At 38.3% G+C, this 12,436-nt stretch carries 14 protein-coding genes; 10 read left to right on the top strand and 4 right to left on the bottom strand.

The annotated features are described in order from the left end of the window. The first annotated feature begins 209 nt into the window (after positions 1-209). Complete coding sequence (locus tag BN986_RS02555; RefSeq protein ID WP_052400592.1) at positions 210-1,445, top strand: serpin family protein; 1,236 nt, start codon at positions 210-212, stop codon at positions 1,443-1,445. 97 nt (positions 1,446-1,542) lie between these two features. Here BN986_RS02555 and BN986_RS02550 read toward each other — a convergent pair whose 3' ends face one another. Both BN986_RS02550 and csaA read right to left on the bottom strand, forming a co-directional pair. Continuing rightward, positions 1,543-1,740 (bottom strand): hypothetical protein, encoded by a 198-nt coding sequence (locus BN986_RS02550; RefSeq protein ID WP_040978063.1) that lies wholly within the window; start codon positions 1,738-1,740, stop codon positions 1,543-1,545. A 50-nt stretch (positions 1,741-1,790) separates the two neighbouring features. Beyond that, complete coding sequence (csaA, locus tag BN986_RS02545; RefSeq protein ID WP_040978062.1) at positions 1,791-2,123, bottom strand: chaperone CsaA; 333 nt, start codon at positions 2,121-2,123, stop codon at positions 1,791-1,793. A 323-nt stretch (positions 2,124-2,446) separates the two neighbouring features. Between csaA and BN986_RS02540 the strand changes: the two genes are divergently transcribed. The 8 genes from BN986_RS02540 (at position 2,447) to BN986_RS02505 (ending at position 9,908) form a co-directional block, all read left to right on the top strand. Then, positions 2,447-3,028, top strand: a complete 582-nt coding sequence (locus BN986_RS02540; RefSeq protein WP_040978061.1) for a TetR/AcrR family transcriptional regulator — start codon at positions 2,447-2,449, stop codon at positions 3,026-3,028. Between the two features lie 58 nt (positions 3,029-3,086). After that, positions 3,087-3,776, top strand: a complete 690-nt coding sequence (locus BN986_RS25625) for a Pr6Pr family membrane protein (protein ID WP_052400591.1) — start codon at positions 3,087-3,089, stop codon at positions 3,774-3,776. A 173-nt stretch (positions 3,777-3,949) separates the two neighbouring features. Then, a complete protein-coding gene (locus tag BN986_RS02530; protein WP_040978060.1) occupies positions 3,950-4,657 on the top strand; it encodes an ABC transporter ATP-binding protein in 708 nt (235 codons plus the stop codon). Beyond that, a complete protein-coding gene (locus tag BN986_RS02525; protein ID WP_052400590.1) occupies positions 4,654-5,901 on the top strand; it encodes an ABC transporter permease in 1,248 nt (415 codons plus the stop codon). The genes BN986_RS02530 and BN986_RS02525 overlap by 4 nt, the downstream gene beginning before the upstream one ends. Positions 5,902-5,970: 69 nt before the next feature. Next, the gene (locus BN986_RS02520) at positions 5,971-6,648 is read left to right on the top strand and encodes a response regulator transcription factor (protein ID WP_040978059.1); all 678 of its coding nucleotides are present in this window, start codon (positions 5,971-5,973) and stop codon (positions 6,646-6,648) included. Then, complete coding sequence (locus BN986_RS02515; RefSeq protein WP_316244915.1) at positions 6,645-8,033, top strand: sensor histidine kinase; 1,389 nt, start codon at positions 6,645-6,647, stop codon at positions 8,031-8,033. The genes BN986_RS02520 and BN986_RS02515 overlap by 4 nt, the downstream gene beginning before the upstream one ends. Positions 8,034-8,182: 149 nt before the next feature. Beyond that, entirely contained in the window at positions 8,183-9,232 is a 1,050-nt protein-coding gene (locus BN986_RS02510; RefSeq protein ID WP_040978058.1) for an FtsX-like permease family protein, read from the top strand. A gap of 1 nt (position 9,233) precedes the next feature. After that, on the top strand, positions 9,234-9,908 hold the full coding sequence (locus tag BN986_RS02505) for an ABC transporter ATP-binding protein (protein WP_040978056.1): 675 nt from the start codon (positions 9,234-9,236) through the stop codon (positions 9,906-9,908). Between the two features lie 52 nt (positions 9,909-9,960). Here BN986_RS02505 and BN986_RS02500 read toward each other — a convergent pair whose 3' ends face one another. Next, positions 9,961-10,692 (bottom strand): GntR family transcriptional regulator, encoded by a 732-nt coding sequence (locus BN986_RS02500; protein ID WP_040978055.1) that lies wholly within the window; start codon positions 10,690-10,692, stop codon positions 9,961-9,963. Between the two features lie 487 nt (positions 10,693-11,179). Here BN986_RS02500 and BN986_RS02495 point away from each other — a divergent pair, with 487 nt between their 5' ends. Beyond that, positions 11,180-11,533: a DUF488 domain-containing protein gene (locus tag BN986_RS02495; protein WP_040978054.1), complete on the top strand. Its 354-nt coding sequence runs from the start codon at positions 11,180-11,182 to the stop codon at positions 11,531-11,533. A 52-nt stretch (positions 11,534-11,585) separates the two neighbouring features. Here the strand turns inward: BN986_RS02495 and BN986_RS02490 are convergent, their stop codons facing one another. Further along, complete coding sequence (locus tag BN986_RS02490) at positions 11,586-12,293, bottom strand: GntR family transcriptional regulator (RefSeq protein WP_040978053.1); 708 nt, start codon at positions 12,291-12,293, stop codon at positions 11,586-11,588. Positions 12,294-12,436 lie beyond the last annotated feature (143 nt).

Here is a 12,436-nt window from a genome sequence, read left to right as displayed (position 1 = left end):
ACCGTTCATATGTAAACGTTTCGTTTAAAAATATTAACGGTACAGAAACCTCCATTTCTTCTTTAGTATGGTAACAAAAAGATTTCAAAGCAGGGATGAAAAAGAAAATCACTTACAAATCAATGGAATTACTATTATACCAAGAGTTGTATCAATTTCCCGCTTTATGATATATTTATCAAAAGTCACTTGACGGGATGTTGATAAAAATGATGAAAAAAATATTTTGTATTTGCATAGTCATTTTTTTAACCGCTTGCAATCCCTCTAATTCCGGGGAAGAAAATCCTGCTGATAATGTGGGGCAGCCGGATGATGCTTCCAAAGAAACTGTCCGATCCGGATTGAATCAGCTTGGATTTGAAACGCTTTCCCGATTAGACAAAAACGAAGATGGCAACTTATTCATCTCTCCAATCAGTATTTGGACAGCATTGAACATGACATATCATGGTGCGGATGGAGAAACAAAAGCAGAGATGGAAAAAGTGCTCGGGCTAGAAAATATGGACACTGATGCCTTATTTTCTGCCAATCATGCTCTGTTAATGGAACAAGCAGCAGATGATGAGGGACTAGAACTATACCTCGCAAATGCCGTCTGGTTCCGGGAAGACATAGCTATGAATGATGCTTATCAAGAAGCGCTGAAGACATATTATCTGGCGCAGATTGAGCCTTTGACAACAGCTGATGCAATCAATGACTGGGTTGCTGAACAGACAAATGACAAAATTGATACGATGGTAGATGACATTTCCCCGGACTTACTTTTATTCTTGCTTAATGCCGTTTACTTTCAAGGAGATTGGACACATCCTTTTGATGAAAATTTAACAGAAGAACAGGAATTTCATTTAGCTGACGGCTCTTCCATAGAAATTCCTACGATGGTATTGCATGAGGAAGATTTAAATTATTGGGAAGATGATCATGTTCAGGTTGTTTCCTTGCCTTATGAAGAGGAAGAAACGATACAAATGCAAATTTTCTTGCCTAATGAAGACACAAGCTTTTCCGAGTTTCAAGAAGATTTTTCTTTAGCAAAATGGCTGGAATGGACAGATGCATTGGAGCATCAAACAGGAACGGTGTTTCTTCCATCTTTCACGCTGGAATATGAGTCGGAATTAAATGAACTTTTCATAGATCTTGGCATGGAGCAGGCTTTCGATTCAAATCAAGCTGATTTATCTAAGATGTTTGAGGAAACAGAAGACCTGGACGCTTATATCAGCAAAATTTTTCATAAAACGTTTATCGATGTTAATGAAGAAGGAACAGAAGCTGCCGGCGCTACTTCTACAGAGATAGAAGTGGTTTCAGCTCCGTTGGAAGAAACGTTTACGATGGAAATCAATCGACCGTTTTTATTCACAATCACCAATACAGAAGAAGATATTATTTTATTTATGGGGAGTGTAGAGCAGCCAGTGAATGAGTAAGATAGAAAAGAACAGTCCATTCATCTTTAGAAAAACGATTGTGAGATGAAGAATCGTTACAAAACCGTTTTAAGCTGTTTGGACCGTTCTTTTTATTTTAATTTGATTTATTCACGTTTTTTATTTTTTCCGTTTCTTTTTTCCGGTGGTTGTCATACCAAAACCAACTTGCTAAGATAACGAAGAGTCCTAAAACAGCTGTATCCATGAAACGGGAAAATCCTACTGTTGCATTTAAAATAACAGCAACTGCTATTAGACTGAAATAAAGGATAAGCTGTTTTCTGGTGAACACAACATCTCCTCCTTTTGCGCTGCCAAACCCTTGAGCCAGTCTGACTTATTTTACGAAATTCTTGTTCCATTCGTCACTTTTTCATCCGGTCGCAGCAAAACCACATCGCCCTTTTCTTCCACGCCACCAACCACAAGCACCTCTGATTTAAAACCGGCAATCCTGCGCGGTGGAAAGTTAACAACCGCCACAACCTGGCGTCCGATCACTTCTTCAGGTGTATAGCGTTTCGTAATTTGCGCAGAAGATTGTTTTTCACCAATCTCTTCTCCAAAATCTATCCGCAATTTAATAGCCGGTACACGCGCTTTTTCTAGTGGTTCCGCATGTAATACGGTACCTACACGTAAATCAATCTCCATAAATTCTTCAAATGTTGCCATTCCATCAACCTCCTTATGTACCAATTTTCAAATTTTTTCTTTTGTATCTATCTTAGTAGAAATGCATCCTTAAAGGCAACTGATAACTAGAAGAGGAAACATATAGCTCTCGATAACAAAAGGTTTATTTCTATATTTCACACCAAACTCGGCCAATCTAACCAGTCATATTCATTTAGACATCATTTATCACGGAAAACCGTCCGTAAAACTTCCACTGAGCGAAGTTTCGTTTTATTAGCAATAACGCAGGTTGACATCAAAAGGTCTTCACAATAAAATATAACTAACTAATTAGTTATATAACTGAAAGGAGAATGATCATGTCGAAACGAAAAGGAGAAATTAGCAGAGAAAAAATACTTTCTTCTGCTGAATACTTGTTTGCTGTGAATGGTTACCATGGAACAACCGTTAGTCAAATTGTCCGTGAAGCCGGTCTGACACAAGCTGCTTTCTATCTATATTTTAAAAGCAAAGAAGAAATACTGGATGAAATATTTCTTAACTTTGAAAGACAACTAGATCAGTTTGTAGAAACAGGACAGCAGCTTAACCAGCATAATTTTTCTGAAGTGGAAAAGCATTTAACCCAAACTTATATAGGTTTATTTCAATTGTTCGGTGCTAATAAAAACGTGATTAAGATTGTATTTAATGAAGGGGAGCAGGGAGAGAAATTACGCCGGAGAATAGTTAATCAGATTCATACAAATATGACACAAAACCAATCGCTAGGAATTTTGAAGCCTGGAATTAATACAGAGGTTTTTGCAGAATTATTAGTGGCATCTATTGAACGTATTGCTATACGCTACGGAATAGATGAAGACTATTCACCTGCGTACTTGGGACATTCTCTTGCCGGCATCCTTTTCCAAGGAGTATTAACTAAAAATACTTGAAAAAGAGCAGGATTTATTATAATGCAACATATTATACATTTTAACTTTGAGGTGAATCATGACAAAAATATTATCGCAAGGAAGATATTTACATGCAAAATTCTTGCTTCATCTTATCATCGCTGTCACAGGAATAATCAGTGTGCCATTACATATTCTTTTTTCTCCGGATCCAAGTGTATCGGTTACAAAATTCACCATTCATTCTAACATTATTGCTGCCATTGTATTTATCGTCAGTACTTTTTTTCTTTTAACAAAGAAACAAGAAAACAATGTACTGGATTTATGTAAAAATGCAGCGCTTATTTATATGATTATCGTTTTAACAACTTACCACTTTATCCTTTCCAGCGGCGGAGAGTATAGTGGAATGCGGATTATTACAAATTTCACGTTACACTACTTCACGCCAATTCTTATTTTACTAAACTGGATGATATTTGAAGAGAAAAAGTGGTACAGTTACAAATCAATCGCTTTTTGGTTAGCTTTTCCTATCATTTATGGTGCCGTATCATTACTAAGAGGAGCGTATGATGGATTCTATCCTTATTTCTTTCTAAATCCAAACAATCCTATTCCTGATGGGGTTGGCAGTTATATAAATGTAAGCTTCGTTATAGCAGGGTTCACTTTTGTCTATTGCATGCTTGGTTTTCTGCTAATCATTATCAATCGAGGCGTTCTTCGATTTGAATGTGCTAAGCAGCTTCGAAAATATAAAAAAGATAATGTGATCGAATGAAATAAGCAGCGTCAAGTCCATGCGATGATGGGATAAGCATTTATAAAGATAGGAATCCGGTTTTATTTTTAGTTACCCATAAGTCAGTTATTATTTCTAATCTCCCCTTCCCTGCCGAAACTTTTTATCTCATTAATCGTATATAAGTTATCTAAGTCACGGAGGCGGTTTCCATGCTACAGGTACTTATTGATTCAGCAGGATATCAGCAAAAAGAACATTACCTAAAAGATATTGATTTTACCATCAATCCCGGCGAAATCGTCGGTCTAATTGGAGCAAACGGCGCCGGGAAAAGTACGACCATTAAATCCATCATTGGCACCATCGAACATTTCCATGGAAGCATTGCATTAGAAGAAGGCAAACAGCTGGCATATATCCCCGAGGAACCGATTCTCTATGATCGCCTTACACTTTGGGAGCATCTGCGGCTTGCAGCGACGTCATATGAAATGCCCGCAACCGTCTGGGAGCCACGGGCAAAGGAACTTCTTAAAAAATTCTCCCTTTCCGGTAAAGAACATGAGCTTCCTATTCATTTTTCCAAAGGAATGCGGCAAAAAACATTGATTTGTCTCAGCTTTATGACAGAAGCGGATATTTATATCATTGATGAACCTTTTATCGGTTTAGACCCTATCGCAACCAAACATCTGATCAACCTGCTGTATCAGGAGAAAAAGCGTGGAGCAGCTTTGTTAATGTCTACGCATGTCCTTGATTCTGCAGAGAAACTCTGTGACCGTTTTATTCTTTTAAACGAAGGGAACGCTATATTCCAAGGAGCCTTACAGGCGTTACAGGAAGAAACAAATCAACCTGCTGGCACTTCTTTATTAGATTGTTTTTATGCATTACTGGAGGAGGATACGTTATGAATGGAACTGCACGTACACTCTTCTTCAAACGACTCCAATCTGATTATAAAAATGTGTGGGAAGCCAGTAAACTCGTATTGGATTGGACATTATTTATCTACCTATTGATTCCCGGAATTGCCATTGGAGTATTTTTCTATATGGAATGGCTGCAGGATATTCCCGTTATTTTAAGATTCATCGGCTGGTATGGCTGGATGATTTTATTGGCAATCAGCTTTTTATTTTATCATATAAAGTTATTCACCTATCTGGCAGATCAGCTTTTCCTTAGCAGAAATATTCCTTTATTGCGACGTATCTCCCAATATGGCATCCTTTATTCCATTAGTATTATGTTATTTACCGCAACACTGTTATTTGTCTTAGCTGCACCCTTTTTAAGTAAGTTATTCTCTCTATCTTTATTATCATTAGGATACCTGTGGATTTACTATCTCACCGGTGTTGGTTTGGTGACCATGTGGAGAAAATATGCAAACATTTATATTCCTTCTTTTATATTACGAACACTATCGTCCATGATTCTTCTTGTTCTGTGGATAAGTTTGTCATGGATTATCTTAACGCATTATTTTTTGTGGATATTGTGGATAATCATTAATATTATTGTTATTGCTGTTATAACGAAGCATCTAGCTTACAACGGAATGCATTTTTTAAAAATCGCTGAGATGGATGAACAGGCTAGAGGAAAATGGGCCAATCTATTGCTGGCTAACGCCAGACAACAAGGATACAAGCTGCCTTCCGCAAAACCTGTACGGCTCTGGAAAAACTCACAGGTTATGTTCCAAAAGCAAAGCAATAAGATGATATTTACTGATGCGTACTTCAAATCTTTCTTTCGTAATTTACCCGTACTGATGCCGCTTGTCCAGCTCACATCGCTCTTAATTGCGGTACTGATCGTATCTGCACCGCACTGGACTGGGTACTTATTTTGGCTTGCTTCCATTTACATCATTGTGGATATTACCAAAACAGGCTGGCTCGGCTTCCGGTTCAATTCCTTTATCGAACTGTTCCCCTGGAAGGAATCGATGCTGCGAAAATCCTTGGAAACAAGCGTACTGCGTTTGAGTTCCCCTATTCTGTTGGTTATTGGACTTCTTTTTGGGTACTTGAAATTGGGACTTTTAGGAATGCTGATCTTTTCTGTTGGCAGTGTTCTTCTGGGAATAGGACTGATTTATTGGCATATTCGTTTTGTACCGGTTCATAAGGCAGCTTCAGCAGAATAATTGGCAGCTTTCTATCATCTGCTGTAAGCTTAACCTAAGTAATATTTATTGTGAATGGAGATTACCCACATGCAAAACATATTAATTGTTGATGATGATACCCATATCCTGCAGCTGGTTCGTATTCAACTGGAAAAGGAAGGCTTCCACGTTTCAGAAGCAAAGGACGGCACCGAGGCTTTAACCATATTAAAAAAGACAGCTTGTGATTTAGCCATTGTTGATGTGATGATGCCATTCATGGATGGTTTTCAGCTGACAAAAGAAATTCGAAAACAATATGATATTCCAATCATTTTACTCACAGCCAAGGGACAAATTGAGGATAAGGAAGAAGGCTTTCTGGCAGGAACAGATGATTATTTAGTAAAACCGTTTGAGCCCCGCGAACTCAGCTTTCGTATTCATGCACTGTTGCGCCGCTATCAGCAGGAGACGGATACACACATCATACGATTAGGAAACACGGAGATCAATTTGGACAGTTATGAAGTAAAGCTTAGGGATAAAACCCTTTTACTTCCTCTAAAGGAGTTCGAATTATTAGCACTATTAGCAACTTATCCACAGCATGTATTCACACGTGCGCAGCTGATTGAGAAAATCTGGGGAATGGATTATGAAGGCGAGGAACGGACCGTAGATGTGCATATTAAACGGCTGCGGAAACGTTTTTCTTCCCAGACTGCTGCTTTTTCTATTAAAACAGTCCGTGGCGTCGGATATCGTTTGGAGACAGCGGAATGATGCGATCCCTTTATGTTAAATTTGCTGCTGTCACGATTGGTATTATGCTTCTTAGTGGTGTGATTGCCTTTCTCGTATCAAACACCTATTATCAACATTCCTTGAAGCCTCAAAATGATGAAAAGAATACGGAAATTGCTTTAGAAATGGCTGCTTTTATTGAAAACAACCCGGAAATCAGCATGAATGACTACTTATCGAATATGACCGATGTCGGTTATCAACTGTACCTTGTGGATAACAATGGGCAAGATCAATTTTTCGGAGCTGATTTCCGGGAAAATAATCTAACCAACAGCGATATACAGCAAGTTCTGGACGGAGAAGTCTTTCACGGAATGGCTAACTTCCCAAGACAGACCTTTGTAACAGGATTCTTTGCAAATGAGTTAAAAAATGCGATTGGCGTCCCTGTAACTTATCAGGATAATTCTTATGCGCTGTTCATCCGTCCCGATATCAAGCTGCTGTTTAATGAAATTCATTTATTACTAGGCGTACTATTTGGCCTGACCATTGTCTTAAGTATTTTATTTGTTCTTTTCAGCACCAATTATCTGGTCAAGCCTATATCCCGTCTTAGCCGTGCTACGAAACAGCTGGCTAAAGGCGACTTCCAAGCGAATACGTTAAACACAAAGCGGAAAGATGAATTGGGAGAGTTATCCACAAGTTTTGCACAGATGGCACAACAGATTGTGGAAAATGACCAGATGCGCAAGGAATTTATATCAAATATTTCCCATGATATCCAATCTCCTTTATCCAACATTAAGGGATATACGAATTTACTCGGTGACAAGGAAACATCAGAAGAAGATAAACAACAGTATAAAACCATTATTAACGAAGAAATCAGCAGGCTGTCCACGATGACAGAACAACTTCTGCTTCTCACTTCACTTGATCAGAACCAGCATATTTTAAAAAAGAAACACTTTTCTATCAACAATCAGCTTCAAAGTCTGTTAAAAAGCTATCAATGGCTAATCCAGGAGAAAGAAATTATGGTGAGCTATACACTTCTTGACTTAGAAATTTACGCTGATCCCTCTTTATTAAATACAGTATGGGATAACCTTCTGTCTAATGCACTAAAGTATAACCAGCAAGGCGGCAGTATTGATATCCAGCTTACCTATACAAAGGAAGTCTGTTCCATTACTTTTACAGATACCGGAATTGGCCTATCCGATGAGGAAGCAGAACGTATTTTTGACCGTTTTTATCGGGCAGATATCTCACGGACCAGAAGTGTTAAAGGAACAGGATTAGGCTTATCCATTGCGGCTACGATTGTCCAATTGCACGAAGGTACTATTTCTGTCCGCTCGAATCAAGAAGCTGATGGAACGATTTTTACTGTGACATTACCGTTAAAATAACTTGTATTGATTAAGCATTTAACCTATTTGGTTAGATGCTTTTTTAATGAATTATAATAAACATCTCCTAATAATATGTTCTGTTCATACTGCGTTCATATTCCCCCGGTATACTTCTGGATATAAGAAAGATGCAGGAGGGAAACAAAATGAATATGGCATGGAAAGAAATGAAGAAAAATAAATTACGTTACACCATCCTGGGCTCGATTATTTTTCTGATCAGCTTATTAACCTTTATTATATCCGGACTGGCAAACGGACTTTCACAGGATAATGCCTCCCTGATTAAAAATTTGCCAAATGGGACGTTTTATATGGAAGAAGAAGCAGATGAAACATATAACTTCTCCAGTCTGTCGGAAGAACAGCAGCAAGAAATCACAGATGCACAGTCAGAAGCAGCTTTCTTCTCGATTCAAATGGGGAATTTTATCGACACATCTGATAAACAGCGCAGTGTTGCTTATGTAGCATCAACAGACAATATGGACTTCCCGGAGGTCGACACTGGTGAAGTAATTTTAGATGCTTCACTTGAAGAAGAAGGAGTGGCAATTGGTGATGAAATAACCAATGAACAATGGGAGCAGCCATTGACTGTAGCTGGATTTGTCGATCATGAAAAATTCAGCCACTCAGCTGCGGCATTTATTAACCCGAATGATTTTAGTACCTTTTTCCATACGGATACGATGCAAATGGCTTTTATCGCGGATTCCGATATACAAGGCACAAATGAAGCACCAGCCTTTGAAGAGCTGCAAGCTTTTTCAAATAGCGATTTTTTAAATACAATTCCAAGCTATAGTGCGGAACAGATGTCATTGAATATGATTGTTATCTTCCTGCTCGTTATCAGCGGGATGTTATTTGCCATCTTTTTCTATATGATTAATGTGCAAAAGCTTGGCATTTACGGAATTTTAAAGGCAATTGGTGTCAAAACAGGCAAGTTGTTTCAAATGATGTGGGCACAGATGTTGATTATCTCTGTGATCTCCCTCATATTATCTATTATCATCAGCCAATCTTTCCAATTGCTGGCGCCAAGCGGGATGCCTTTTCATTTAACCTGGCCGGTAACAGGATTACTCTCGCTCGTTTTTATCGTCATCGGCTTTATCGGCGCAACATTGTCTGGTATCCAAATCAAACGAGTTGAACCAATGCAGGCTATACAGCAAGGAGAGATGTAAAATGAGTTTATTTACAATGAAAAACGTTCAAAAAACATTTGCTCATGGAGAAGTGGAAGAACAGATATTAAAAGGCATTGATATCACATTGCCTGAAGGAAAAATTACTGCTTTAACCGGTGCTTCCGGCTCTGGCAAGAGTACATTGCTGACCATTGCTGCCGGACTGCAGACAGCTTCCGGTAGCCAGATTTCCTTCGAGCAGCAGGAGCTGACTTCCATGCGCAATGAAGAGCTACGTCAAATTCGGGCAAAACAGTTTGGTTTTATTTTTCAATTTGCGCATCTGGTTCCTTTTTTAACCGTGCAGGAACAGTTAGACTTGATGCTGGAGACTGCTGAATCTCCGCTTTCCAAGCAAGTACAGAAAAAAGAAATCAAACAGGTTTTAGAGCTTGTCGATATGTGGAAACGAAAAGACGCCTATCCGGCTTCCTTATCTGGGGGAGAAAAGCAGCGTGTCGCTGTAGCAAGGGCGATTATTCATAACCCTAAGGTGCTTTTTGCCGATGAACCAACTGCCAGTCTTGATTCGAAACGTTCCGAGGAAGTGATGCAATTGATTCAGAAGCTCTCGAAGGAACGCAATATTACGGTTTTAATGGTCACCCATGATACGGATATGCTCCAATTTGCAGATCATGTCGTTGAAATGCGGGATGGAAAAATGGTTTAGGATAAAATCACTTGAAGTCAGTAGGAATAAGCTATTTTGGTGCAAAAATAGCTTATTCCTTTATACTATACTCTCTTACTACCTTCATCATCTCTTCATCTGTCCAGATCGGTTCTACCTGATTATGCACATCGTGAAAATTTCTCTCAAAAGCTAAATCCACCAATTTCTTTTCCTTTTTATCAATGGCTTCTACGATTAGCTCATGATTATAAAGAATACGTTCAAAATCTTTTTCATTGGTCATCATTCGGTAACGCATCGATAAAATAATTAGGCATTCTAACACTGGCTTTAAGTTATTCCAAAGCATCATAATATGATGATGATCAATAGATTGAATAATGGTTTCATGAAATTCAAGATCTAAGAAGGAAAATTGATCCACATCTTTATATTTAATCGCAATTTCCATCATCTCGAGCATCTTTTTCAGTTCTCGGACTAATGTATCTGTCTGCATCTTTAAAAGGCGTTCAAAAGTAAAGGACTCTACCATTAAACGAACATCATAAATTTCTTCAATATTCTTTTCAGAGATACCGACAACAACTGCCCCCATCCGTTCCGGGCGGACAAGATTTTCACTGGCCAAGACGCGCAGCGCTTCACGGACCGGAGAACGGCTGACCTCAAATAAAGCTCCCAATTGGTTTTCGGAAAGCACTGTTCCTGCTTTTACTTGGCGGGAGATAATTCTCATTCTAAGTTCTGCCAGGACTTGCTCTCCTTTCGATTCCTTACTTAACTGTTTCTTCGGGTAAAATGTCTCCACGTTTACTATCTCCTTTATTTATCAATGAATACTTGTATACCAATATAGTGACACAGCTTTTATATTTTGTAAACGTTTCCTAGGTAAGTCGTAAATCAATCATTTCTATGTATTTTATAGATAGTTGATGATTGCCAGTGTCCAGCTGAATATTTACAACTAACAAAGGGCGTCTTGCCTATTTAATTATTTCCGGGGAAATAGTAGATACTCATACAATGATAAGTACTGGAAATATAATCCAATCATAAACTGCTGCTATCATTATAAAAAGGATAAGGAAGCTCCTGTAGAAGACAAAGCTTCCTGATACAGCTTCGAATGAGACAGAAAAAGCTATTTAAAATCTTTAATTTATTGTAATTAGCAGCATCTTGCCACGAATACGAAAACATACCAAGTCTATTACCCCGACCGAACCCCATAATTCATAGAATCACAATCGGATAAATGATAAACTGAAAGAGAAAAAAACTTGTGGAAAGGCGGAAGATCCATGTCTATCAAACTGCAACGTATTTATGAAAAATCAGATGAGTCTGGCTACCGTGTTTTAGTTGATTTGGTCTGGCCACGAGGAATTTCCAAAAAAGATGCAGAACTCGATGATTGGGCAAAAGAGGTAACACCTACGCCTGAATTACGGAAATGGTTTAACCATGACCCTGAAAAATTTGCAGATTTTAAGTCAGCGTATAAAAAAGAACTGCTAAACGATGATGAAAAATTAAAGAAATTAGCTGAACTGCAAAAACAGCAGCAGCTTATTTTATTGTATGCTGCTAAAGATAAAGAGCATAATCATGCGCTTGTATTAAAGGAGGTACTGGAAAGCGAACTGCCTAAATAATTCTATATATTAGTAAAAGCGTACCTGAACAACAAACAAGGTACGCTTTTCTCTACACATTAAAATTAACAATATACTTATGGATATCCGTACGATAATAAGCAACAGAATATTCTACCAACTTATCACGTTCATCATACGAGAATCGCTCACGCTGTAATAACGGTTGCAGCTCAATTTCCAGCATCTCCGCAATAGCAGGTTCTGGAACGGCTACACTAAATTCATCCTTAAACCGAAAAAAACGAATACCTTCCTGATAGAGCATATCGTATAATGAATTAACAAATACATTCGGATCATTGGGCAGTGAAATCGATGATGGAATATAATGTCTAAAGTGGATATACGGTTCCTCATTTAATGTATAGAGGCGCTCCACACAATAAGCACCATCTCCAGCTAAATCACTGATAGAGGGCAGGATATCCTCTACTTTTGTTACTTCAATCAGCTTTTTACCCAATTGATGCCCTTCGCCAATAAGATATTCCGTAAAGCGCTGTCCTTTTGACAATCTGGAAACGGCCTGATTTGCTAACACAGTCGTTCCGATACCGCTTCTCTTCTCTACATAACCTTCTTGCGCTAACTGCTCCACAGCTCTGCGAATTGTAATTTTACTTACTTCAAATTCTTTTTCCAGCTCCGGCTCTGAAGGAATCAAACTATTTTTGGGGTATTGGCCATTAATAATTCTTTCTTTCAATATATCTTTCACCTGTAAATATAAAGATCCCTGCCTTAAATTTAACTTCATTGTCAATCTCCACCCTTCTATATCCATATCCAATTATTACCATATTATTGTAAGAGGATGTTCAAAAAGTACAATAAAAATGACACGGCGGAAAAAGGAACTTCTACTAAGATCGCCCACGTCCTGTGGGCAACGTAGAAGTC

Source organism: Oceanobacillus jeddahensis (assembly GCF_000750635.1).
Classification (GTDB): Bacteria; Bacillota; Bacilli; order Bacillales; family Amphibacillaceae; genus Oceanobacillus; species Oceanobacillus jeddahense.
Note: the sequence above shows the minus strand (reverse complement) of the source record. Positions and strands in the feature narration are given on the sequence as shown.